The organism is Paraburkholderia sp. BR13439, assembly GCF_040948805.1.
Taxonomy (GTDB): domain Bacteria; phylum Pseudomonadota; class Gammaproteobacteria; order Burkholderiales; family Burkholderiaceae; genus Paraburkholderia; species Paraburkholderia youngii.
In genome coordinates this window covers 1-22,894 of the sequence record NZ_JBFPKN010000003.1, presented here as the reverse complement: position 1 = coordinate 22,894, position 22,894 = coordinate 1, and the positions used below count along the sequence as shown (strand labels likewise).

The following is a 22,894-nucleotide window of genomic DNA, read 5'->3' as shown; positions in this document are numbered from 1 at the left end:
CTCAGTGGCCGCCGGACGGAAACGAGAACGTCGCGCGCGCGCTGCCATTGCCGCGGACGTTCACCGTCTGCTTTCTGGTCACGCCGCTGTAAGTGGCGCTGATCGTATAGCGCCCTTGAGGCAGCCGCACGAGCATGTACGGCCCCTTCGACGTGGCCTCGAACACGGAAGCGCCGCCTTTGGCGATCTGCACCTGGACGTCGGCCACATAGCTCGCACCGGGTCCCGTGAACTGCAGAGACAGCGGCCACTGCCTGCGTGCCTGCCGCAGCGCGGTCGACTCGTCGCGACCAACTCCGCCCGTAACGAACGATATGTCGCCCTGCTGCTGCGTCGGTGGCATGCCGGTCCGGTGGATCTCGCTGGCGCTCTGCGGAGCAGCCGTCTGCGCGACCGCGACGCCGGCCTGAACCAGTGTGAACGCCGCGGCGAGCAGGGTCGACGCGATCCGGGGAGCGTTTCGTTGCATTTTCATCGTGACTGCTCCTTACAGTATTGCCGACTGCCGGTTAGAGTGCGTGCCCGGTTCGTCGGGTGGAAGAACGCTTGCACCAGGTTGGAAACGCATCGCGCGCCGGGGGCCGGCCACGAGCGAGGGCACCTCACGACCACGGTCAGCAGCGGACTTATCACGAATAATACGACATAGGGCGCGTAGCAGAGTGTAGATACGCCAATGGGTCACTGCCATGCATACCGCGCAAATGGTCCCCGGCATCGGTCAGCAATGTTTGAGCCAGTCCCGGACCAGAACTTATAAGACATTCTTCAGAACGCCGGAGCTAGGCGCCGCCTCGATCTTGAGAAGCCCATTCAATCGTCTATGTTCAAAGAGACGTTATTGGGCCGACGCGCCGTTGCGGTCAGGAGGATGTCGCCATGTCATTACTCGCGCAATCCGGTGCTGGACTGCGGCACCTATGCCTGGTCGCATCGATAAGTGTGGCTGCGGCCTTTCCCGCTTCAATCGCTGCGCAGGTAGTGCGGACAGAGGTTCTACCGCTGCAATCGGTCACACTCACCGACGAACAGTTCCTCGGCGGACACGAAGCGGGCAAGCCGGTCACCGTTGCCGGGGTGCTGAGCCTACCCAAGGCGGGTTCGGATCGTCTTCCTGCGATCGTCATGCTTCATCCATCGGGCGGCATCAACAGCGGTATCACCGACTGGCAGCAGGAGTTCCTTGCGATGGGCGTCGCCACGTTCGTTGTCGACAGTTTCGCGGGGCGCGGTATCGTCAGCACGCTCAACGATCAGGGGCAACTGGGCCGGCTCGTTCAGCTCGAGGACGCGTATCGCGCACTCGACCTGCTGCAGAAGCATCCAAGAGTCGATCCGGAGCGGGTGATACTGATGGGCGAATCACGCGGCGGACAACCAGCGTTATATGCCGACCTCAAACGGTTTCAACAATTGCACGGCTCCACTTCCGGCAAGGGCTTCGCCGGGTACATCGCGTTCTATCCGAACTGCAACACGACCTTTAGAGCCGATGACGATTTCGACGACAAGCCCGTGCTCGTTTTTCATGGCAGTGCAGATGAGTTTGCTCCAGTCGCGTCATGCCGCGCATACGTCGAAAGACTGCGCGCCAAGGGAAAAGACATCAAGTTCGTCGAGTACTCGGGCGCCCAGCATATGTTCGACTGGAAAGCCGCGGCGAAGCCAATCGTTCTCGCCAAGGCGCAGACCATAAGAAGCTGTCAACTGAGCGAAGCACAGAACGGCCAAATCATGGACGCAGCGACTGGCCAGCTTTTCACTTACAGCGATCCCTGCGTCGAGTATGGAGCGACCCTCGCGTACGACGAAAAGGCCGCGATCAATGCCAGGAAGACCGTCCGCGAGTTCGTGACGGGCACGCTCAAACTTGGCGCGCCCACTCCGTGACCCGGAAAGCCGGTTCGTTTGCGAACTCGGGCTGTCCTGAGCTTCAACGAACGGCCGTCTCCTGACAAGAGCCAGTTTCACTTTCAATGCGTCCTTATGCGCGTTTCAAGTATGAAGCGCACATCGGCGCTGTAATAGCCAAAACACTCGCTGCTTTCCCGGCTCCCATTTTTGGGCCGCTATTTCAATTCGTCCGTCCGGGTGTGCGGAGAGCTCGCTTTACCTGTCGGATGTCTTTTCGCCTTCCGGACAATTAACCAAGTCTTCTGGGGTTGGCAATTTTTAGCCATAACATTCAGGAGTAGCATCGTGCGTGTATTGCATTGACGGGGTGGACGCCGTTCGTTAACCAATACATCACGGAGAAACAGCATGAAGATGCGTACTCTGGGCCGCAACGGCCCCACGGTTTCGGCACTTGGGCTGGGCTGCATGGGCATGTCGGATTTCTACGGTCCTGCGGATCGCACCGAAAGCATCGCCACGCTGCACTCGGCGCTCGAAGCAGGCGTCACGCTGCTCGATACCGGCGACTTCTACGGCATGGGCCACAACGAACTGCTGATCCGCGAGGCGCTTGCAGGCCTGCCGCCGTCGCGGCGTGACGCGGCAATCATCAGCGTGAAGTTCGGCGCGTTGCGCGATCCTGCCGGCGGCTGGCACGGTTACGACAGTCGGCCGGCGGCCGTGCGCAACTTCGTCGCGTATTCGCTGCAACGGCTAGGCGTCGATCACATCGATATCTATCGGCCCGCGCGGCTCGATCCGCAGGTACCGATCGAAGAAACGATTGGCGCAATCGCCGTTCTCGTAAAGGAGGGCTATGTACGCCACATCGGTCTTTCTGAACTTGGCGCTGCATCCATCCGGCGCGCGGCGAGCGTGCATCCGATCAGCGATCTGCAGATTGAATATTCGCTCGTCTCGCGCGGGATCGAGGAAGCAATCCTGCCGACTTGCCGATCACTTGGCATCGGCGTCACGGCGTATGGCGTTTTGTCCCGTGGATTGATCAGCGGCCACTGGCAAGCGGGAGCGAAAACGAACGACTTCCGCGCCATCAGTCCACGATTTCAGGGGGCCAACGTGGCGCATAACCTTGCGCTGGTCGAGGCCTTGCGGGTTACGGCCGAACAGCGGAGCGTGACGGTCGCCCAGCTCGCGATCGCATGGGTAGCCGCACAAGGCGCGGATATCGTGCCGCTCGTTGGGGCTCGCAAGCGCGACCGGCTCGCGGAGGCGCTCGGCTCGGTCGACCTCGCACTGAGCGCAGACGATCTCGCTGCGATCGAGCGTGCCGTGCCAAAGGGCGCCGTCGCAGGCGAGCGTTATGCGCCCGCGCAGATGTCGCAATTGGACAGCGAGAAAGGTGCCGGTTAGGTAACGTGGCGGCTCGTCAGGATTAGCCGGCGTAACGGCGTTCGACGTTCACCCCGACACGGTCGAACGCCACGGCGACTGCGCCAGGCGTCCGCAATCGGCCGCATCCTGAGAGTCAGCGACTGCGTGCAGCACTGCAAGCCATCGAGGATGATGAATGACCGATCCGGCCGCGCGGGCCGCGGGGTCGGTGGACGCATCGAGGCAACGTGGAAACCTTCGAGTGGATCATCGTCCTGCTAGTCGCGGCAGCCTTGCTGGCCGAGCTGGCTCGTAAGCTTGACGCACCCTTTCCCACGCTTCTCGCACTTGGCGGCGTCGGCCTCGCGTTCCTGCCCGAGAGTCCCCGTTGGACGCTCGACCCAGAACTGGCCCTCACCTTGTTCGTCGCTCCCGTGCTGCTGGATGCGGCGTTCGACACGTCGCTTCGGGACCTTCGCGCGAACTGGCAGCCCGTTGCGGGGCTCGTGATCGCCGCCGTGGGCACCACGGTGATTGGCGTGGACGCTGATCTATCAAGCGCTACTTGACTCGATCAAGGATGACGACTCCATTCACGCGAAATTGCTCAAGAAGGAGTATCAGGCGGTCGTCGACCTGAACGCGATCCGCGATCGTGCGCAACCGCTGAGCGAAGTCCCCGGCGGCCCACTGAGGAGGCGTGCCATTGCAGCCGCGCGCGCGAAGGCTATCGACCTTCGTAATAGAGACGTCATCGGGGATCACGCGTACCGAACACTCGTACAAGAGCTGGACTGGGCTGAACTGTCCGCTGGCGGCAACGCGCCGTCATAGCGTCCAGCTGAGCGGAGAACGCCCTTTAAGGAGAGCGCCACGAACGGCGGTTTCACGAACGCTCGCGTACGGGCCGTCCGGTGTCCATCAGTGGCATCGAACAGAATGTGAAGCTCAACCGCACCTTCTTGATGCTCGCGGACACGGTGCGCAGGTAACCGGTCCGCGTCTGGAGGGCACGAGTTCCTAGCGGATCCCGCGCTTGATCAGCGGAATCAGCGAGTCGATCGTCGCGGGTGTCTGCACACCTGCGCCGGTGTTGATGGTCAGTCCCGCGAAATGATAGGCCGCCGAGAGCACGCATTGCGTAACCGGCAGGAAGCCCTGCAGATAAAGCTGCTGGTCGAGCGTCGCAGTGAGGTACTTGTTCTGCAACCCGGAAATCGTGGCGGGCGCCAGATCGATGCCACCCACGATGATTTGCCCCGGCTTCTTGCCAGCCTGCTGGAGCGCCTGCGGAATGAACCCGGTCACGCCGCCGTGCTGCGTGCCGATCGCCTTCAGATCGGGGTGCGCCTGGATAAAGGCGACCAGGATCGGCACGGCGAGCGATGAATCGGCATCCACCTGCGGTGAGATATTGAGCCTCGTCACCTTCACACCGGCCTTTTCCAGCGTCTCGGAAAGGCCACGGTCAGACTGGCTGCGCACACTCTCGTTGAAGACGCCATATTCGAGCGCCTCGTCGCCCTTCTTGAGCCCGGCGTTGAGCATCGCCTGAGCAGTGATCTGCCCGCCGATGTAGAGTTCGACGCCGGCGTAGCCGAAGCCCTTCGCGTCGTAGAGCTTCTGGTTTTCCGGCAGCGGCGTATTGCCGACGGTAACGATGATGCCCTGGTCTACCGCCTGTTTGATCAGTGGTGCGAAGGCTGGATCGCCAGGATGGCCCATGATGCCGATACACGTCGGATGCGCCGCCATCGCCTGGCGAAACTGCGCAAGCATCGTCTCCGGACTCCAGGCCGAGAACTGCTCGATCACCTTGATGCCGAGGGCATGTCCCGCGTCCGCAGCGCCGGTCTGACGTGGCAGCGTCGCGCCGTCGCCGGGGTTACCGCCCATCTGCATATACATCGTCATACCGGCGCCGAGCGGCCCCGTCGTGGTCGGCTCGGTGGCACCGGCGGTTGGCGCGAGGCCGAACGCAACAACGCTCGCCCCTAGCAGGAATCCCGTCATGATCTTGATCATTTCTGCTCCTATCTCCTGATTTAACGGCTTTATCGCCCGCCAAACCTGAGTTTTTCGCGCAATACACGCAGCCTGGCGGGATTCTCGACCAACAGATGCAGGATCACGGCGACGATGAACACCACTCCTTCGATCGCCTGTACCCAGAAGCCGGCGATACCTGTCGCAACGATTCCCGCCTCCAGCATGCCAATCACGAAGGTGCCGAAGAATGTACCCACGATCGTCGCCGTGCCACCGAACACCGAGGTTCCGCCGATGAACACGCCGGCCAGCGCAGGCAGCAGGTAGCCTTGCCCCTGGGTCGAGAAGTAGTTCAGATTCTCGAGCGTGAGCAGAACCGTTGCGAATCCGGCCAGCACACCCATCAGCGTGAACAGTTTCACCGTCTCACGCGGCACGTTGATGCCCACGACCTTCGCCACATTGCGGTTGTCTCCGATGAACAGCACGTGCTCGCCGAAACGGTGGCGATTGAGGATGAACCACATGAATATTGCGAGCCCGAGCGCCCAGAGCGCTTGCATCGGGACCACGTCGAACAGGGTGCCCGCGAAAACTGCATAAGCCGAACCGCTGGCGAGTTGCTGAAGCGCATTGGAAAGCCCGCCGGAAAGGATCGAAGCAACACCGGCCCAGAGGAACTGCGTGCCAATCGTCACGATGATCGACGGCACACCGACCACCGCGACCAGCACCCCGTTCACCACACCGACCAGCGCGCCGCCAGCCAACGCCGCAATGACGGCAAGCCAGGCCGATCCGGTGGTGTTCACGCACCAGGCGAACAGAAAGCCCGCGAATGCCATTACCGACGGGAACGACAGATCGATCTCGCCGGCCGCAATCACCAGAGTCAGCCCGATCGCCAATACCACCAGCGGCGGCACGGTGGTCAGGAAGGAGAAGTAGATTGGCCAGCCTAAAAAGACCCGCGGTGCGGTCGCCATGAACAGGCCGACCACCAACGCAAACACGACCACGCTCGGCAATCCCTCCACGCGAGCAAAAGCTGGCAGGCGAAAAAACACTAACCGCGCCGGCCGTTTTTCTTTTATCGGATCGCTCACGTCCGTGTCCCCGCAACGGGCGCCGGCCCGTGCCCGCTCTGCTGTAGCGAAATCAGGAACCGGGTGAGTTCCTCGAGGCTCATCTCACCGGACTTGAATTCCGCGACGATCCGGCCACGATCGAGCACGACCAGTCGATCGGCGAGCTCGTGCACATGGGCGAGGTTATGTTCGATGTAGATGCAAGCGCGGCCGGATTCCTTGATCGAACGCACAAAGTCGAGAACCTTGCGCACCTCGCTGATGGCTAGCGCCACCGTCGGTTCATCGAGAATGATCAGATCGCTTTCGAAATACATTGCCCGTCCGATCGCGATGCCCTGGCGCTCGCCACCGGAGAGTTTCGCAATCAACGAATCCGCGTCGATCCCCACGCCGCGGAAACCGAGCTGGTGCTTCAAGATTTCGTTGGCGATGCGCCGTTGTTCGGCAACATTGATGAAACCGAACCGGTTGGTGATTTGCCGGCCGACAAAAAAATTACGCCACAGCGGCTGCTTCTCGCCCAGCGATTTTTCCTGATAGACCGTCTCGAAGCGCAATCGGTGCGCCTCGCGCACGGAAAAGCGGCTCCAGTCGACCTCCTCGTCGCGGATGAACAGCTTGCCCGTGCTCGGCCGCACGACACCGGTCAGCACCTTGATGAGCGTCGATTTGCCCGCGCCGTTGTCGCCGATCAGGCCGACGATCTCGTTGCGCCCAATGGCGAGGTCGATGCCGGACAGCGCGCGAATCTTGCCGTAGGAGAGGCTGATGCCCTGCGCGCGCACGATATGTCGCCAGGCGCTCGTAGCGGGCGCGGCATCGCTCGCCGTCACGCTACGCCCCAGCTCGAAGGACCTACAGTGATGTTGTGTACGACGATAGCCATAAAACCTTCCTTTTGCTTATCGATCGCCGCATCAACTTACATTGAAAGTGTCTATGCAATTCGGCAAGACTTAAAGTCTAGTTCAAGAATCGCCCAACCGTGGCTAGAAAGTGCCGGCGGGCGTGACAGCGCGGGCGTCACAGCGTCTATCACTCAAACCGGCCAGGGGACTATCATGATAGAAGCTCATTCATCAGCGCAGGAGCACATCATGACCTCCAATCCATCCGCTGAGCCGACCGGCACCTCTCGCGACCCCGCGCAAACTTCCGCGGGCACGACTGGCCATCCCGATCCGAAGGGCTCGCAAAAACCGGCCCCGGACGACCTTCCTAACGCCGACGCGGCAGAGCCCGAGCCTCACGAGCATCTCCCGTCCAGAAGCGACGACAACTGATTCAACACCACAGGTGCCGACGCCGTCCGCGTGACGATCCACGCCGCAGGTTCGCGAGTGGATCGCACATGCTTTCGCGCCGACGCCGCGAAGTCGGGGAAAGCTCGCGGTTCACGCAAACGGCCCGATGGATTTCGTCAGACGAAGTCACGATCCGGTGTGAACCGCACAGGAGCAGATCATGCAGAACGTGCTGGTAGGTTATGACGGGTCGGCATCCGCGCAATATGCCGTGACTTTCGCGGTCGATCTGGCCAAGCGTTTCGACGCGCGCTTGCATGTGCTCGTCGTCGCGCGTACGCCGGACTGGGGCGCGATCGAAGTCGAGCGAAAAAATCTGATCGAGCTGGAAGTGCGCCATGCCAACGAGATCCTCGACGACGTCAAGGCGAAGCTCGCCGCTTCGAACGGGGCCGTGGAGTTCGATCTCGTGGTCGGGCCGCCGGCGAAAGAGATCGTGCTGTACGCGGAGCGGCATGCTATCGATCATCTCGTGGTGGGGCATCGGGGACATACGCCGTTCGATCGCTGGCTGATCGGCTCGGTCGCCCGCCAGGTGCTCGCCTACGCGCCATGCGCGGTCACCATCGTGCGCGATCCGGCGACCATGAAAAAAACGCGGCATGAGAATTGACCGTCCCTGAAATTTGGTCTTCCAGGAGGCCAAATCGGCGACTACCTCGCAATATGCAAATAAGCGATTGCCATAACTTTCACGACTTCCGTGAACTGGCACGGCTCAGACTGCCGGGCCCGATCTTTAACTACATCGATGGCGCCGCCGACGACGAAGTGACCTATCGCCGGAACACCGCGAGCTTCCAGCAATGCGACCTGGTACCCAATGTGTTGCGCGGAGTTGGTGACGTGGATCTCTCGGTGCAAGTGCTCGGCCAGCGGCTGGCGATGCCTGTGTATTGTTCCCCGACCGCACTGCAGCGCCTTTTTCACCATGAAGGCGAACGCGCAGTGGCCGCTGCGGCGTCGAAGTACGGAACGATGTTCGGCGTTTCTTCGCTCGGCACGGTCAGCATGGAAGAGTTGCGCAAAGCGTTCCCGACTCCGCAGGTGTACCAGTTCTACTTCCATAAGGATCGCGGTTTAAACCGTGCAATGATGCAACGTGCCAAAGATACTGGCATCGATGTGATGATGCTGACGGTCGACAGTATCACTGGTGGAAACCGCGAGCGCGACTTGCGAACAGGCTTCACCATCCCTTTCAAACTCACCTTGGGCGGCATGCTTCAATTCGCGCTGAAGCCCAAGTGGGTTCTGAACTACGTCACGCATGAGCGCTTTTCCATGCCGCAACTGGAGACCCACGTCGACTTTGGCGGCGGTGCCATGTCGATTGGCCGCTACTTCACGGAAATGTTGGACCCTTCGATGAATTGGGACGACGTGGCCGAGATGGTCCGCGACTGGGATGGCCAGTTTTGCCTCAAGGGCGTGATGTCTGCGGATGACGCGAAGCGTGCGGCCGCAATTGGCTGTACCGGCATCGTGCTGTCCAATCATGGCGGCAGGCAGCTAGATGGATCGAGAGCCGCGTTCGATCAGCTTGCGGAGGTTGTAGATGCCGTGGGCGACAAGCTGGACGTCATCATGGATGGAGGAGTGCAACGCGGAACCCATGTTCTGAAGGCTCTGGCTCTAGGGGCCAAAGCCGTTGGTGTCGGACGTTACTATTTGTTCCCGCTGGCAGCTGCGGGGCAGGCTGGCGTTGAGCGGGCGCTGGCCTTGATGAGAACAGAGTTAGAGCGGGGCATGAAATTGATGGGATGTAGCTCGGTGAGCGAGCTCTCTCGCGAAAGTCTTCGCTTTCGATAGCCTGCCCCGCAAAGCAGTTGAGTGCGCGTCACCTGCTGAGACGGCGATACGCACTCAGGTGCCTCAGAAGTCCCTGCTTGTCGCCTCGGATCTCGCTCAGGCGTGCAATATTGAAGTGAGCGTCGGCATGAGTGGGGTTGAGCTCGATGCATCGTTCATAGGCTTGCACCGCTGCGTCGTAGCGCTCCAGTTCTTCCAGAGCGACCGCGCGATTGAAGTGCAACAGAGCGTCCTGCGGAAAATGCTCGAGCGCCCGGTCAAAGACGGACAATGCCTCGTCGTACTTCATTCCGACCTCGCAAAGCAGGACGCCCAGGTTGTTATAAGCGTCGTAGTGCGGAGTCGGCGATAACTCGAGCACCTTTTTATAGGCCTGCTCAGCACCGATGACGTCGCTATGGGTCAGTTCCTCCGCAAGAGCAAACCACTCCTCGGTTTGCTTTTCCCGGCCAACGATATTCCGGGGCGCAGCGTCGAGGAACGCGACTTCGCCCTTGACAGGCGCCACTTCCAGATCGAGCAGAAGCTGGCCCGAGGTCGCATCCCATTGTGATTCACCTGTCTTGACGACCACCGAGTCACCGACAGCCGTGATGCGGATGCCAGTCAGTGGAAGCTCTTCAGGCAATTCCGCTTTGAGCCGCGCAAGCGCTCGCAGAATTTTTCGCGACGCGATTTTGGCCGACTGAAGCTGGAAAGCTGTGCGCAACAACACGACGTCGCGGAACGTGAACCGGAGCTCGTTACGACGACCGCGCGACGGTTGCACGAATCCAGCGTCTATCAGGCCGGACAGCACTCGTCGTGAGACACCCAGCAGCGACTGGAGACTGCGCAACGAGTAGTCGTGCGAGGCATTGCGCCTTTTCACTTGCGCGCCCGGACCTTGGCCGGAGCCGCTTCTTCAACCTTGGCGGGCGCCCTCTTCGCCGGTCGCCTCGGTTTGGATGCGAGCTCATCGGAAGCGGCTGCGGGCGCCTTTTTTACGGGCGCGGCTTTTGCGGACGCGGCCTGTTTGGTCTTGTTGCGGCCAAGGCTCGCACGAAGGGCTTCCATCAGGTCAATCACTTCAGCGCCCGACTCCATGCCTGGTTCGGCCGGAGACACGATCTGCTTGCCGGCGATTTTCTGGTCGATCGCTGCCAGAATCCGCTTCTTCTCCTCATCCTCGTATGCCGTTGGGTCATACGAATCTTCGGAAACCTGGTCGATTATTTGCAGTGCGAGCTGCAGCTCGGTGCCCGTCACTGCAACATGCTCGATGTGCAATTCGCTCAGCGAGCGAACCTCGTCCGCGAACAACAGTTGCTGAAACACCATGCCATCTTCGGCTGAGCGAATCTGGACGATGCGCGTCTTTCCTTTGTATGACCATTTTGCGAGCGCGCACCGTTCGCTTTCGCGCATCGCCTGCTGAAGCAGACTGTACGGTTTGCCGCCGCGCTTGTCTGGCGCGATGAAATAAGCCTTGTCGTAATACAGAGGGTCGACTGACTTCTCCGGCACGAAGGAGACAATCTCAACGACATGCGTTGCGCCTTCCTCGAGCGCTTTCAGTTCATCTGGCGTGAAAACGACGAACTGGCCTTTCTCAAACTCATAGCCTTTCTTCATGTCGGCTCGCGCCACGACCTCGCCTGTCGCCTCGGAGATGTACTGCTGTTTGACCCGCCCGCCATCAGGCGTCAGGAGATGGAATCCCACACCTGAAGCACTGTCGGTCGCCGAGTAGAGCTTGACCGGAATGGATACCAGACCGAAGGAAAGCGTCAGAGACGCAATTGAACGCGCAGCCATGACTGTCTCCCGATAACCGGCGACCGCTGGTCGCACAAACTCGGTTGGATCGCACGAGGGCGAACTACGAAGGTGAACTGTGCTTGGGGAATTCTACGGCGTTTTAAGGCGCTAGCGCCCGGTGAGATCGCAAAGCATAGGTTGTGCCTGCCGGTATAGATCTGGGTGCAGTGTCCTGGGCTTAGCACATCAGCACGTTGACCGCATCTTCGAGCGCTTGCGCTTGGTGCTTGAGATCGACCGATGCCGATATTTCTCAATTGGCAAACGTTAAAACGAAACAAGTTTTCGTCAATAGCCGCATTGACCTCAAATGGAGCATTTGGCCACGCCAGTTACTCGAATATTTACCGACGCCGGGCACCCGCACATTGGCGGAGTGTTCCGGCCCGCTGCCCGCGCCATTGGCATTTTGTCCGGAGAGTATGCTCATGTTTGGGGGAAGCGTCGCATCTGAAACGCCTGTAGGACTGACGCGGGAGGCTCGCACATGGATCCCCGGGACGAAGAATTCGTGCTCGCTGGACGCCTCAAAGAGCTGCGAGCGAAAGGGCGGTGCATTGTCCAGGGCAGACATGGTCCGATCGTCGTCATCTGCGACCGCGAGCGTGTCTTTGCCCTTGATAATCGGTGCCCGCACATGGGATTCCCGCTCGAGCGAGGCACTGTCGAAGACGGCATCCTGACCTGTCACTGGCACCATGCCCGCTTCGATCTGGAAAGCGGCTGCACGTTCGACCTTTGGGCTGATGATGTCCCTAGCTACGCGGTCCAAATACGCAATGGCGACGTCTGGGTCGCAAACAGGTCTGATCATCCCGATGCTGCCGCGCACTGGCGTCAACGGCTTGCGGATGGCCTCACACATGATCTTGGACTTGTCATCGCCAAAGCCGTGCATGGCCAGCTCGCCGCCGATGTACCAAGGGTCGATATCGTGAGGCAGGTCGCGCTGTTCGGAGCGCAAAACCGTGACGGCTGGGGCGTTGGTCTCACGGTACTCACAGCACTCAGCAACCTGTTGTCCGTGCTGCCCGCAGACGAAACCTATCTCGCCCTGTTCCACGGCGCGCGCCGTGTAGCGGCGGACTGCAACGGCGAGGCGCCGCGGCGCGAACGTACGCCGCTTGCGAGCCGGCCGGAGCCCGCCACGCTCGATCGTTGGCTGCGCCTGTGGACAAACGTGCGCCACCGCGAGGCGGCCGAGCGCACGCTGTTGACTGCGATTGCCTCCGGTCTCGCACCCGCCGTGCTCGCGGATGCGTTGCTGTCCGCCGGGACGGAGCGGGCCTTCGCGGACTCCGGGCATTTGCTCGACTTCATCAACAAGGCGTTTGAATGCCTCGATCTGATCGGCTGGGAGCACGCGTCAGCTGTGCTGCCCACTGTCATCGCCCAGATGGTGAGCGCCCGGGGTGCCGAGGAATCGACCGCCTGGCGCCAGCCCCTCGATCTCGTCGCGATGTGCGACGAAGCGGCCAGCCAGATCTCGAACCTCTTCGCTGCCGGGCGCAGCGTGCAAGGCTGGTCGGATCACGCGGCGCTTGCCTTGGAACTGCTTTCAGACGATCCAGCGAGAATCATTGACTCGCTGAAGGAGGCGATCCGCGCAGGCGCTGCGTCTGCTGACTTGGGACAAGCTCTCGCTTACGGAGCGGCGTTGCGCGTGGCCCGCTTCGGCAATGCCAACGAGTACTCCGACTGGGAGACGGCGCATCATGTGTTTACGCATGCCAACGCACTCCATCAGATTCTCAGGCGTGTCGGGGACGCAAGCTTCGACACTCGGGTCATCGGCGTTCGCGGCGTACTGCACGGAGCCATGGCGCTCTACCTGGCGAGATATCTGAACGTTCCGCCCGCCCGCATCCCGGGCGAGGACGATGATCCGCTCGACGACCTTCCTGCCGATGAGGGGACGATCCGAACGGCCTTGCTCGACACTTTCGACCGGCAGCGTCAGGTTGATCTTGCGGCGAAGTTGGTGGCGCGCCATCTTACGCTCGGTCATCCGCCGCAGGCGCTCATTGCCACGCTTGCTCTTGCCGTGTTGCGTGAAGATGCCGGCTTTCATGCCTATCAGATGCTGGAGGCAGGCGTTCGGCAGTTTGCTGCATGGGGCAATACTGCCGAAGGACGACACATTCTCATTGCAGTCGTCCGCTATCTCGCGGCCCATTCACCGACTGAACGTGGAATGCTGCAGACGGCCGACATCGCGCGGCGCCTGATGCTGGGAGGCGAACTGCATTGACATGCCAATCTCGCTAATGATGTCCGTCTGGACACGTTTTAAAGGAAGCTCCTCACGGGTTCATGCATTAAGCATAAAAGCGGCGCAGCGCCGCGCAGAAAACACCAAGCAACTTTTTCATAGCGCCTTACCCAGAGCCATCATTACTTCCTTTTACTTTACGTTACATCTAGTTACCGGTATTCTCCGCGCCGAGTTATCTGCTCTATCTCAGTAGGTCAACATACGTAATTCAAATAATGTTGAGAAAACAAATTCTGCTTCGTGAGGCACGAGGCGAAATAGTCGGCAACACGACCAGGCTCACCAAGGTTGTACATGTCAACGAGGGCGATCACGTTTGCTATCAGGGGGCCATAGAGTCGCCGCTGATCTTCCTCGTCGAGGGACAGCTCCGTGTGTCGACATACTCCGAGGATGGTGTCGAGCTCCCGTTCTACGTTGTCAATCCCGACGAGTGTACGGGCGAGATTTCGATCCTCAACTGCGCGCCGACCTTGGGCAATATCATTGCTACGAAGCGCAGTATCGTCGGTCTGCTCGACCGGGCGCACGCCCGACGGCTTCTCAGCGACCCGGACGTGGCGCGCTCGCTGAATAACCTGATCGCGAGTCGCGCCAAAACGCTACTCGTGGCGCGCAGCTCGCGAAGCCAGCCGCGTGCGGATGCGCGTGTGACCGCCGTGATCGAGGCGGCCATCAACCAGAGTCAGGCCTTCGATTCACCGCTTGTCGAACTGCCCAGTCAGGTCACGATTGCGGCCATGGCGGGTGTGAGCCGCGAGACGGTGTCGCGTGTGATCACGTCGCTCGACAAGCGTGGGATTGTCGAACGGGAAGGCAAGGCGATCCGCATTCGGGATCGTGTCGCGTTGCACCACCTCGCAACCGGCCGGACGCCAAGTTGAAGCGACTCAGGCTCGCGCAGAGATCCCTACCGGTTTTTGAGTCACTGCAAAGCAAATTGCGCCTTGTCGGCGGCGCGGCACCCCGGCGTGCTCTACGTGGCGTCTCGTCGCTTTGAAGAGGATCAGGAAATCGACTGCTTGTTCAACGTGTCGCTGAAGCTCCAGTGCCAGCACCGCCGCACTCAGGTCACGGATTATCTGACGTGCCTGCTCCGCCTCCAGTACGAAGCCACGCTGATTGGGCGTGACAGGGCTCGCCGGAAGCCCGTCCGCGTCGAGATGGACCGTCACGTTAAAGCTCGTCGAATCGATGCGCCATTGCTGTACCGTTGCAAGCGGCATATCTCGTGCGTCCTCGTCGTGTGACGCCCCGTTCTCTACCTGTCGCATACCATGGACTTCTGTCAGTGCGCAGAATATATGCCACGTGTTCGACCGAAGCTGTGACCCCGATCACAAACAGGTCATCATTGGCCGAATGGGATGACCTTCGATGGACATCAATGTGTGAAAAAACTCGGCCATTCAAGCGACGTGACTGGCCATTTAAAAGCGAGCGTGGGAATTGATCGCGAAGAAGCCAGCAAATTGATTCGCCGTTGCGAATGTTTGATGGTGCCCATGGGCAGGATCGAACTGCCGACCTCTCCCTTACCAAGGGAGTGCTCTACCACTGAGCCACATGGGCCGTCTAGATGACGTAACGCTGGAGCGGGAGACGAGGCTCGAACTCGCGACCTCAACCTTGGCAAGGTTGCGCTCTACCAACTGAGCTACTCCCGCATTTGGCTCCCCGACCTGGGCTCGAACCAGGGACCTACGGATTAACAGTCCGGCGCTCTACCGACTGAGCTATCGGGGATCAGGCTTTGTGAAGCGGACCGGATTGTACAACATCGGTTATGCAAACGGAGAAGTGACATGATCTTTCTGAGCGAGAAGTTCGGCTCGTGGTATTCGCCCAACACGAGACAGCCGAGCTGCTGCGTTCCGGCAGCAGCCACTATCGTTGTTACGGTTGGCGTGCCAGCGTGCCGCGATAACCAGCGAACGAAGCAAGCGGCAATTCCGTGGCTGGGTTGAAGGGCTGCCATGCAACGCCGGGCGCGTTTTCAAGCACCGAACCGACGTGTGGAGCACCAAGCGCAATGCTCAATGATGGAAATGTCCAGTTCCAACTGGCCGGGTGCCGGTCCAATTGATGCACGCTGGCCGGCACCAGTCCGTCGTCTCTCCTGGCTGCCCAGTTCGTGACTTGGCTTGCATAGTCGCGCCACACATTCGTGCTGGCCAGATCGACGGCCAATGGTGCAACAGACACCACGGCAAACCACAGCGCAACGCTGAACGTCAAAGTGCACGCTTCGAACCTCCATACACTGAGAGCAATGAGCGGCGGCAACCAAAGCAGGGTCAGCACGCGCGAGTCGAAGCTGATTTGCGCATTGAAGAAATCGAACCGTTCAAGCCAGCATAGATAACTGATCGCAAGCAGCACCGCGACCAGCAGCCCCCGTGTTTTGGGTACTCGCAGTCCGATAAAAAAGCACAGCGCTGCAAGCATGCTCACGTCAAATACCGCGTTTTGCGCCGTATGAGCGAGCCCATGTAGAAACGCGCCCCGGTTGGCCGGATCACGCGGATAAACGATCCAATACGCTGCAATTGCAGCACCGAGCACCCATAGTGCAATACAGAGACAAATAAGGCCCAGCACCAGATAACGTCGCTGCCGTGCGAGAGCAGTCAATTGCGCACGTGAACGAAGTACCAGGATCAAACCGAAGAGCGCAAGTGTGACGGCTTGGGTTTCGTACATGCGCGTGAGAAGCACAGATAGCGCAATCGGTAACAGCCATGCGGCCGAAGAAAATCGGCCAGGCTGCAGTAAGTATGCGAGCATCGGCCACGCAAGCGGCAAGAGGAACTGACTTTCGCCGACCAACAGAAAGTCGCTCGGCAGCGCAATCGACAGCATGCCGAATAGATAGCCTGGTAGCAGCGCGGGGACTGCGCCTTTTGTCACGTGCACGCGCACAATCAGATAGGCGGCTATGAAAGGCAGCACATAGCCGAGCCCGAAAATGAAGCGAAGCAGTGTGGCATTCGACAAGCCCCAGTGCAGGGCCAGCACTAGTGGCCATTGACCCAGTTCGTACGAAAACTGCCGCGACCATGCGATATGGTTCACATCGCGTGAGCGCAGGATTTCGATGAAAAATGATGCGCCATCGGCGGAGAACTGTTTGTTCGACAATACCGACCATAACAGCGTCCCGAGGATCGCGGCGGCGAGACAGTCGAACGGAAGCAGCGGCGAACAGCAGGATTTTTGGTGCAGTCTGGGTGAGCTCGCTAAGGTCATGGGACTAGTTCTTATAGGTGTTATTCGGGTCCGAGGGTATGGCTTTGTCGGTATCCATGGAAATCGATGTTGGCGCGAGGCCCCGATCCACTTCTGATAAATCGACCGAGCGCGCTACTCCTCAATGCAATCAGAAGGACGGATCGTACAAGATGCTCCTTCAGATTGTCGACGGTCGGGGTGTGCATTTCGATGGACTGGTCCGGGCCGTGTTGAGTCGGACGGCGTGGCTGAATTCGACCCTATGCGGACCTTGAGCCGGGTGACGCCTCTACGGCCGCTTTGCGGGGTACAACGGTCATCCACACTTCGAGTCGTCTGGCTGACCACGTTGTTCAAATACTTGACTTGACTAATCTTGATGGGCGTCTCGCGCTTGGCATTCACCGCATGAAGCGCTGCCAGATTGGAGCCGCTCTTGTCGATGGTCACCGTCTCGGGCGAGCCGTTCTGATCGATTGCCTTTTCAAAAAACCGCCGGGCAGCAGTCTTGTCCCGCTTGGCTCTAAACAGAAAGTCGATGGTGTTGCCCGCCTTGTCCACGACGCTATAAAGATATTTTCACGAGCCTTTGACCTTGATATAACTTTCATCCATGCGCCAACTCCTGCCCACCGGGCGCTTGTGCTTGCGAAATGTCTTTTCGAAGCAAAGGTCAAACACAAACCAAAACCGCAAGGGGGCCGCGGCGTGCGGCCCGGTTGCGGGCTTAACGCGTAGCGACATACATTACGATTTCAAAACCGAGGCGTACGTCGGTGTAGCTCGGAGTCGTCCATTGCATACGTGCTTTCTCCTTCGGTTGAAACAGCGGTTGGAACAGCGTTGCGCCGGCGGCCCGGCGAAATTTCGTGCCCGGTCTCGACAGCAGCCGGCATCTTCATCGTGGGCACAGGCAAAGTTTTGGCAACCTCCCTCAGTTATTTCATGTATTACCTATCAGCCTTTTCGGCCATGTCTGTCTTCCTTGCCTCGTTCAGATTGAAACCGATTGCAGCAGTTCTTCCATTAGCGCCAATCGGTTTCGGCACAAACTGGAATCGGCAAAGGCGTCAGTTCGTGGGCACCCAGGATTCAGGGTCGTCCTTGGCACGAAGAATTTTTTCCGCGTGCCACGCTCCACTGCTGAATGGGCCGAAGACGTGGACGGCCTTTCCGACCACGTGCGGAACGCTCAGGTGAGCCTGGTCGGCAGCCGAAGTGTCAACGAGCACAGGGGCCCCGGTCTGAGGTTGGATGGTCATTTGCAACGTGCCTACCGAAGTGACAATTCCGTAGATTTGGCTGGGCAGAGGTCCCGGCGGAGTAGTCGGGGGCGGGACTACGACGGGGGCGAGCGTCCCGCCCGGAGCGAAGATGTTCAGGGCTGCGAAGCTGGCCACAAAGACCTTGCCATTGGCGACAGTGGGCACGATGTTGGCGTTGGCGCCGTTGCGAGGCCAGGAGCCGGCGACGGACGAGAAGATCGGTGTTGTGCCACCTGAGGCGTCGAAGGCGTATAGGGTCACGTTGGCCGGCGCAGTAGTGGAGGTGGGGCGACCGACGGCCCAGATGATCGCGGACCCGGATGTTGTGCCGTTCGATGAAACCGTCGTGAAAAAGCCACCATCCTGGCCGGATTGGATGCTAGAAAACGATTTTTCCAGTTGCAGCGTCGCCGTTGCCGGAACCTTCCATAGTTTGATGCTTCTGCCGCCGCTGCTGACAACGCGGCGGACGCCGTCCGATCCCATAAAATACGATGGGCCGCACCAGCAGGAACCGAAATCGGCGATGGAAACCGCTCTGCCGGAGTCGTTGTGACCCATCGAGGCCCGGTTGATGAGGTACAGACGGCCGCGCTTTCCGCCGGCAACGAGCGTAGAAGCCGATTGTCCGGGGATGTCCGGTATAACCATGGCCCCACCGGCACCGAAATCGTCGTCCGTTTCATCTAGCGATGCGACACCATTAGTACCTGAAGGGGTGAAATAGTCCTGCAAGGTGGTCAAGTCGGTAGAGAGCCTCACCACGCTTTCCTGGATGTTCTTTGGAGGCGCGTAGGTCGTACCAGACGGGTCTGAGTTCCCGGTGACAGCGTACAGCACCCCCGACGGACCTGCGGCAATGCCATACCCGGACATCCAGATGGATGACAGAAAAAATGTGTTGGGTGAAGTCGACAGCTTGTCCATCAACTGATTCGCAGGCAGCGGTGACAGCGTGCTCGCCTTCCATCCCAACAACCAGCCTCTCGACTCATCGGCGCGTATGTCGCAGAAGCTGCCGAAAGCGGCGTAGACGTTTCCGTTCGCCAGAAGAAGACCGGCACGCTGCCGGCTGAACTGTGCGGCGAAATGGTGGGTCGTGCCGTCCGTCAGGGTATGCGAAGCCGAGACCGAGGTCGGAGAACCCGCTTTGTCAGCCAAGGTGGTGATGTCAAGAGCGTGGAGCCAAAAGCTCGGCGTGTCGCTTACCAGCTTGTACGAGACCACATATAGCGTGTGGGTGCTCAGATCGATCACCGGCGTGGAGTTGATTCCCACGGTGGGGCCGTTGTTGCCACAGCCGCCGGGAAGCCTCGATTTCGGTACCGGAGTCCCGAGGTTCCGTTGGAGGAGCAGCTTGCCAGTGGAAGCCGAGTAGGCGTAAATGTTGTTGGCTTCGGTGGCGACGTATACGACATCCTGCGTTGTCCCGCTCACGCTCAACGCTGAAACAACCAATGGCTGCGCGTCGACCCAGTCGTTCACTGGGTCGCCGAGCTTGATTGCATGCAAGACGCCGAACGAACCGGCTCTGACGTTGGAAGGGGTAAGGGTCGTCTCATTCGAATTCCAACCAGTACGATTCGTGTCGCCATGATAGGTCAACACGTTCGCGGACGTGGCCGCCAACGTATTAGTCGGAGATGCCGTCGCGGCAGGAGCTAAGTCGGGGACTTCTGGAGACAAAGGCTGTCCGACTGACTGCCCGGACGCGACGGACATCCAGGCACCTAAAAAGACAGCGGCGAACGGATAGGATAGGAACGAAAAATGCCTTGCCGAAACTGCGCCGGATCCTTCGTTGTTAGTATTGAGCTTCGCGTTTTTCATGACAGGTCCTGCCTTCTTTCCAAGGACGTTATGGAGCAGTTCGCTAGACGCGAAAATCTTCGCGTTTGATTAAACTTATTTCGTAAGCAATCCTGCGCCAGTCAGGACATAGGTGGCGTCCGCCATCCACCGTACGTGGGGGCTTCCGCGCTGAATTGCCGGCGCACCGGATCGGGCGCGCGCCGCGCACCCGGGTGCTGCCGCGTGGTGCGGGCCAGCGCCGCCGCCTTAAGCCGCACAGACCGGCAACGCGCATCAGGCGCGCCACGCGCTTGCGTCCCACATGCAAGTCCTCGCGGGGCCAATCGCATTTCTCTCAAAACTGGCCTCACGTCGCTGGATTCACGTTGAAATTGCACCTGCGAAAAGATTGCGCCGTCAGCCGCGCAGGTGGCGGTAAGCCGTTCCTGCGCGGCTGTATTTCAGCAGTCTGTTAGTCAAGACGCCCGAATGCCCCTGGATTACCGTTCGATTTCGATGGGCATTCCGTCGCATCGCCCGCCAGAACGACCGGTTCCAATTCGCGGAACTTTATGTTTCGGCTCCCGCTGAGCTGGTCTATGCTCAAGGAGTACGAAACGCTCCTCCGTAAACCCAGCCGAGGAACTTGCTGAGGGGGCCTATCATGAAACTCGCGCTATATGTCGCCATCTTCAGTGCGCTGTTCGGGGTTCGGCTGGCGCAAGCCGCCTGCCCCGACGACGCCGTCTTCATCGGTCTGAATGATCAGATTCGCGGTTACTCCTTGCGCGCCAACGGAGCGACCAAGCCCTGCCAGGTGCTGGAAGGGCCGCGCACCACCTTCGGCACCGCTCGGGCGATCGCCTTCAGCAAGAACGACTTCTTTCACGTCGCGCAGTTTCTCACCAACGGCACCGTCGCCATCTTTCCGCCGAAGGCCGAGGACAATGCGGCGCCCAGTCGCTCGTTCACGTTGCCGGGGAATGATCTGGTGAGCATCGCGGTGGATTCCCACCTCAACGACTTCATCTTGAGCATCCGCGCCGGGGCTGGCCCGCTCTTTGTCGCTCCCGTCAACAGCACTGGGTTGCTGCTCCAGCCGATTGTCATTTCTGATCCAACTCCAAATCTCCGGGTGTACGTGAGCCTTGCCGTCGATAACGAGGACAATCTGCTGCTTGCGGGTTATGACGACCGGGGAGCGGCGATCATCGACACGCTTGGCACGGCCCGGAGCCTCACCTCCCCGGCGCTTCTGCGCAGCCTCACTGGTAGCAACACCGGGCTGCTGGTGGGTGGGGAAGGTGGAGCAGCATCCAACAACCTGACGATCGCTGTCGATCCTCGTACGAACGAATTGTTCGTCTACAACACGACCACAGACCACACGCAGATCCAGGTGAGCGTTTTCGCCGCCGGGGCGAGCGGCAATGTGCCGCCGGTGCGGACGATCAGCGGTCCAGCCACGGGAATCACTGGGCCTGGCTTTCCGGGCGCCAACAAGATCAGCGTCTCCTCCGACGGGCGACTCTTTGTTGCCGAGCCGAACAGGCGCATTCTCGTGTTCGCGCCGGGAGCGACCGGCAATGTGGCGCCGTCTCAAGTCATCGAGGATTCCACCCCCGGTCCCGCCGAGCAGGGAGGGATCGCGGTCCAGTCCTCCGGCCGCTGCCGATAGCCGCATGGCGGTCCCAGATCGGCGCGGGCTGTAAACCCCGCCGCGGCACGACGCCCGCTTTCATGATGGATATCTGCTGCGCACAAGTTCGGGGTCCCCATCGATCTTGGGATCCTCGTCGGCGATGGATCACGCGCAATCAAAGAGCCATGACGCCATCTATGCGGGCTGATGGAACACCGGGCTCGCGCCAATGCCGGAGGTGCTTCTTCAGCTTACAAACATTGGCATCGCAAGTTTGAGGTCAGCCATTGCTGGTTGGCACTCTGTAATATTTTCGGAGTAGATTGACCACCTCCTCTGGCGTACCAGCAAAATCACCGATACGAAACGTGTCCATAGCGGCCAACGATCTGGCTTCGGGGAGCGAGGTTTCCCCGGCGAACTTCATTCAGACCGACAGGAATGTCGGCCTAGATGCGCTACGTGCATTTACGACATTACTGGTGGTGTTTCATCACTGCGCTATTACCTACGGGGCGATTGGCGGTTGGTATTACCACGAGGTCGCGCCGAGCCGGGACGTCGCAACCATCTGCCTTGTGTTGTTCTGCACCGTCAACCAGGCTTTCTTCATGGGCCTGTTCTTCCTTCTCGCGGGCTATTACTCACGATCGTCTCTGGCCAGAAAAGGACTGCCTCAATTCCTTTTTGACCGCTTTTTCAGGTTGGGCTTGCCATTGTTGTTCTACGGGGTGGTGCTTGGTCCCATTACCATTGCATTGGCGCAAACCAGCAAGGGACTTCCTTTTGGAGCGACGCTCACGACGCTCGTATCGAGAGGAACATTCGACTCCGGTCCAATGTGGTTTGCTCAGGCGTTGTTGATTTTCACCTTGTTGCTCGCCCTCGGCATGGCCCTCCTCCGCTACGTAGGTGATCCACTTCGTGTTCGCGAGGTCTCGTTCCCGACAAACTTGACGCTTGGCATCGGCGCACTATTGACTGGGACGGCGGCATTCATCCTGAGGATCAGGTGGCCGGTCGGCGTCAATGTGTGGGGCCTTCAGCTCGGGTATTTCGCGAGCTACGTCGTGCTATTCGCTGCCGGATTTGCGGCTGCAAGAGGGCGGCGGCTGGAATTCCTCCCAGCCCGACAGGTGAAGTTCTGGTCGCTTGTCAGCCTCGTGACGTTGCCGATTTTGCCGCTCGCCTACTATCTCTCAGGAGCATCACCGAAATCGCACCACGACACGATGCACATCGTGTATGCGCTTTGGGAACCGTTTGTCGCATGGGGCATCATCCTCTTCTTGCTTCGCTTTTTTCAGCGGAATTTCTCACGGCTAGGCCGCTTGATGGTAAGCGCCCGGTCATCCCATCTTGAGTCACGGTGAAAGTCTTGGGAGCATCGTGTTCACTTAAATAGGTGGACACGTGAACACTATTGAAGAAGCAGCGGCACCTAGCCGTCGACGACGCCGGCG

Annotated in this window: 22 protein-coding genes, 3 tRNA genes and 1 pseudogene; 11 read left to right on the top strand and 15 right to left on the bottom strand. The window is 59.8% G+C overall.

Annotation, left to right across the window (positions count from 1 at the left end):
* Nucleotide 1: 1 nt before the first annotated feature.
* Nucleotides 2-475: a carboxypeptidase regulatory-like domain-containing protein gene (locus AB3X96_RS06845; protein ID WP_176120497.1), complete on the bottom strand. Its 474-nt coding sequence runs from the start codon at nt 473-475 to the stop codon at nt 2-4.
* Between the two features lie 404 nt (nt 476-879).
* Here AB3X96_RS06845 and AB3X96_RS06840 point away from each other — a divergent pair, with 404 nt between their 5' ends.
* The 4 genes from AB3X96_RS06840 (at nt 880) to AB3X96_RS06825 (ending at nt 4,065) form a co-directional block, all read left to right on the top strand.
* Nucleotides 880-1,890 (top strand): dienelactone hydrolase family protein, encoded by a 1,011-nt coding sequence (locus AB3X96_RS06840; RefSeq protein WP_368589090.1) that lies wholly within the window; start codon nt 880-882, stop codon nt 1,888-1,890.
* Nucleotides 1,891-2,262: 372 nt separating this feature from the next.
* Nucleotides 2,263-3,270 carry an aldo/keto reductase gene (locus AB3X96_RS06835; protein WP_368589089.1) on the top strand — a complete coding sequence of 336 codons (1,008 nt, stop codon included), beginning with the start codon at nt 2,263-2,265 and terminating at the stop codon, nt 3,268-3,270.
* 209 nt (nt 3,271-3,479) lie between these two features.
* Entirely contained in the window at nt 3,480-3,800 is a 321-nt protein-coding gene (locus tag AB3X96_RS06830; protein ID WP_368589088.1) for a cation:proton antiporter, read from the top strand.
* A complete protein-coding gene (locus AB3X96_RS06825) occupies nt 3,766-4,065 on the top strand; it encodes a hypothetical protein (RefSeq protein ID WP_368589087.1) in 300 nt (99 codons plus the stop codon). The genes AB3X96_RS06830 and AB3X96_RS06825 overlap by 35 nt, the downstream gene beginning before the upstream one ends.
* Before the next feature lie 186 nt (nt 4,066-4,251).
* Here AB3X96_RS06825 and AB3X96_RS06820 read toward each other — a convergent pair whose 3' ends face one another.
* The 3 genes from AB3X96_RS06820 to AB3X96_RS06810 are packed head-to-tail and all read right to left on the bottom strand — an operon-like array spanning nt 4,252 to nt 7,144.
* On the bottom strand, nt 4,252-5,256 hold the full coding sequence (locus AB3X96_RS06820; RefSeq protein ID WP_176107395.1) for a substrate-binding domain-containing protein: 1,005 nt from the start codon (nt 5,254-5,256) through the stop codon (nt 4,252-4,254).
* 29 nt (nt 5,257-5,285) lie between these two features.
* The gene (locus AB3X96_RS06815) at nt 5,286-6,326 is read right to left on the bottom strand and encodes an ABC transporter permease (protein WP_312883569.1); all 1,041 of its coding nucleotides are present in this window, start codon (nt 6,324-6,326) and stop codon (nt 5,286-5,288) included.
* On the bottom strand, nt 6,323-7,144 hold the full coding sequence (locus AB3X96_RS06810) for an ATP-binding cassette domain-containing protein (protein ID WP_176107394.1): 822 nt from the start codon (nt 7,142-7,144) through the stop codon (nt 6,323-6,325). Before AB3X96_RS06810 ends, AB3X96_RS06815 begins: the two co-directional genes overlap by 4 nt.
* A gap of 264 nt (nt 7,145-7,408) precedes the next feature.
* Here AB3X96_RS06810 and AB3X96_RS06805 point away from each other — a divergent pair, with 264 nt between their 5' ends.
* The 3 genes from AB3X96_RS06805 (at nt 7,409) to AB3X96_RS06795 (ending at nt 9,427) form a co-directional block, all read left to right on the top strand.
* On the top strand, nt 7,409-7,594 hold the full coding sequence (locus AB3X96_RS06805; protein WP_368589086.1) for a hypothetical protein: 186 nt from the start codon (nt 7,409-7,411) through the stop codon (nt 7,592-7,594).
* A 181-nt stretch (nt 7,595-7,775) separates the two neighbouring features.
* Nucleotides 7,776-8,228 carry a universal stress protein gene (locus tag AB3X96_RS06800; protein WP_176379765.1) on the top strand — a complete coding sequence of 151 codons (453 nt, stop codon included), beginning with the start codon at nt 7,776-7,778 and terminating at the stop codon, nt 8,226-8,228.
* Nucleotides 8,229-8,281: 53 nt separating this feature from the next.
* Complete coding sequence (locus AB3X96_RS06795) at nt 8,282-9,427, top strand: alpha-hydroxy acid oxidase (protein ID WP_368589085.1); 1,146 nt, start codon at nt 8,282-8,284, stop codon at nt 9,425-9,427.
* A gap of 28 nt (nt 9,428-9,455) precedes the next feature.
* Here the strand turns inward: AB3X96_RS06795 and AB3X96_RS06790 are convergent, their stop codons facing one another.
* Nucleotides 9,456-10,298, bottom strand: a complete 843-nt coding sequence (locus AB3X96_RS06790; protein WP_368589084.1) for a tetratricopeptide repeat protein — start codon at nt 10,296-10,298, stop codon at nt 9,456-9,458.
* Nucleotides 10,295-11,224, bottom strand: coding sequence for a Ku protein (locus AB3X96_RS06785; RefSeq protein WP_176107389.1), 930 nt, complete (start codon nt 11,222-11,224; stop codon nt 10,295-10,297). The genes AB3X96_RS06790 and AB3X96_RS06785 overlap by 4 nt, the downstream gene beginning before the upstream one ends.
* Before the next feature lie 490 nt (nt 11,225-11,714).
* On the opposite strand from AB3X96_RS06785, the gene AB3X96_RS06780 reads away from it, so the two are divergent.
* On the top strand, nt 11,715-13,478 hold the full coding sequence (locus AB3X96_RS06780; protein WP_368589083.1) for a Rieske 2Fe-2S domain-containing protein: 1,764 nt from the start codon (nt 11,715-11,717) through the stop codon (nt 13,476-13,478).
* Nucleotides 13,479-13,717: 239 nt separating this feature from the next.
* Nucleotides 13,718-14,386 carry a Crp/Fnr family transcriptional regulator gene (locus AB3X96_RS06775; protein WP_368589082.1) on the top strand — a complete coding sequence of 223 codons (669 nt, stop codon included), beginning with the start codon at nt 13,718-13,720 and terminating at the stop codon, nt 14,384-14,386.
* Between the two features lie 6 nt (nt 14,387-14,392).
* Here AB3X96_RS06775 and AB3X96_RS06770 read toward each other — a convergent pair whose 3' ends face one another.
* From AB3X96_RS06770 to AB3X96_RS06730, 9 genes and pseudogenes are all read right to left on the bottom strand, one after another.
* A complete protein-coding gene (locus tag AB3X96_RS06770; RefSeq protein ID WP_368589081.1) occupies nt 14,393-14,728 on the bottom strand; it encodes a hypothetical protein in 336 nt (111 codons plus the stop codon).
* 271 nt (nt 14,729-14,999) lie between these two features.
* Nucleotides 15,000-15,074 (bottom strand) — tRNA-Thr (locus AB3X96_RS06765).
* Between the two features lie 19 nt (nt 15,075-15,093).
* A tRNA-Gly gene (locus AB3X96_RS06760) sits at nt 15,094-15,169 on the bottom strand.
* A 3-nt stretch (nt 15,170-15,172) separates the two neighbouring features.
* A tRNA-Asn gene (locus AB3X96_RS06755) sits at nt 15,173-15,248 on the bottom strand.
* Between the two features lie 150 nt (nt 15,249-15,398).
* The gene (locus tag AB3X96_RS06750; RefSeq protein WP_368589080.1) at nt 15,399-16,751 is read right to left on the bottom strand and encodes a hypothetical protein; all 1,353 of its coding nucleotides are present in this window, start codon (nt 16,749-16,751) and stop codon (nt 15,399-15,401) included.
* A gap of 114 nt (nt 16,752-16,865) precedes the next feature.
* A pseudogene (locus AB3X96_RS06745) lies at nt 16,866-17,399 on the bottom strand (transposase); the annotation flags it as partial.
* Between the two features lie 61 nt (nt 17,400-17,460).
* Nucleotides 17,461-17,535, bottom strand: coding sequence for a pyrroloquinoline quinone precursor peptide PqqA (pqqA, locus tag AB3X96_RS06740; protein ID WP_113062024.1), 75 nt, complete (start codon nt 17,533-17,535; stop codon nt 17,461-17,463).
* A 268-nt stretch (nt 17,536-17,803) separates the two neighbouring features.
* Nucleotides 17,804-19,828 carry a hypothetical protein gene (locus AB3X96_RS06735; RefSeq protein ID WP_368589079.1) on the bottom strand — a complete coding sequence of 675 codons (2,025 nt, stop codon included), beginning with the start codon at nt 19,826-19,828 and terminating at the stop codon, nt 17,804-17,806.
* A gap of 43 nt (nt 19,829-19,871) precedes the next feature.
* On the bottom strand, nt 19,872-20,111 hold the full coding sequence (locus AB3X96_RS06730) for a hypothetical protein (RefSeq protein ID WP_176379773.1): 240 nt from the start codon (nt 20,109-20,111) through the stop codon (nt 19,872-19,874).
* A 342-nt stretch (nt 20,112-20,453) separates the two neighbouring features.
* Here AB3X96_RS06730 and AB3X96_RS06725 point away from each other — a divergent pair, with 342 nt between their 5' ends.
* Entirely contained in the window at nt 20,454-21,467 is a 1,014-nt protein-coding gene (locus tag AB3X96_RS06725) for a hypothetical protein (RefSeq protein ID WP_368589078.1), read from the top strand.
* 332 nt (nt 21,468-21,799) lie between these two features.
* Complete coding sequence (locus tag AB3X96_RS06720; protein ID WP_368589077.1) at nt 21,800-22,804, top strand: acyltransferase; 1,005 nt, start codon at nt 21,800-21,802, stop codon at nt 22,802-22,804.
* The last annotated feature ends 90 nt before the right edge of the window (nt 22,805-22,894 follow it).

Coding starts and splice junctions, on each gene's coding strand:
- AB3X96_RS06820 (WP_176107395.1), bottom strand. CDS start 5,256: ATGATCAAGATCATGACGGGATTCCTGCTAGGGGCGAGCGTTGTTGCG.
- AB3X96_RS06840 (WP_368589090.1), top strand. CDS start 880: ATGTCATTACTCGCGCAATCCGGTGCTGGACTGCGGCACCTATGCCTG.
- AB3X96_RS06800 (WP_176379765.1), top strand. CDS start 7,776: ATGCAGAACGTGCTGGTAGGTTATGACGGGTCGGCATCCGCGCAATAT.
- AB3X96_RS06775 (WP_368589082.1), top strand. CDS start 13,718: ATGTTGAGAAAACAAATTCTGCTTCGTGAGGCACGAGGCGAAATAGTC.
- AB3X96_RS06780 (WP_368589083.1), top strand. CDS start 11,715: ATGGATCCCCGGGACGAAGAATTCGTGCTCGCTGGACGCCTCAAAGAG.
- AB3X96_RS06805 (WP_368589086.1), top strand. CDS start 7,409: ATGACCTCCAATCCATCCGCTGAGCCGACCGGCACCTCTCGCGACCCC.
- AB3X96_RS06835 (WP_368589089.1), top strand. CDS start 2,263: ATGAAGATGCGTACTCTGGGCCGCAACGGCCCCACGGTTTCGGCACTT.
- AB3X96_RS06770 (WP_368589081.1), bottom strand. CDS start 14,728: ATGCCGCTTGCAACGGTACAGCAATGGCGCATCGATTCGACGAGCTTT.
- AB3X96_RS06735 (WP_368589079.1), bottom strand. CDS start 19,828: ATGAAAAACGCGAAGCTCAATACTAACAACGAAGGATCCGGCGCAGTT.
- AB3X96_RS06725 (WP_368589078.1), top strand. CDS start 20,454: ATGAAACTCGCGCTATATGTCGCCATCTTCAGTGCGCTGTTCGGGGTT.
- AB3X96_RS06795 (WP_368589085.1), top strand. CDS start 8,282: ATGCAAATAAGCGATTGCCATAACTTTCACGACTTCCGTGAACTGGCA.
- AB3X96_RS06750 (WP_368589080.1), bottom strand. CDS start 16,751: ATGACCTTAGCGAGCTCACCCAGACTGCACCAAAAATCCTGCTGTTCG.
- AB3X96_RS06785 (WP_176107389.1), bottom strand. CDS start 11,224: ATGGCTGCGCGTTCAATTGCGTCTCTGACGCTTTCCTTCGGTCTGGTA.
- AB3X96_RS06845 (WP_176120497.1), bottom strand. CDS start 475: ATGAAAATGCAACGAAACGCTCCCCGGATCGCGTCGACCCTGCTCGCC.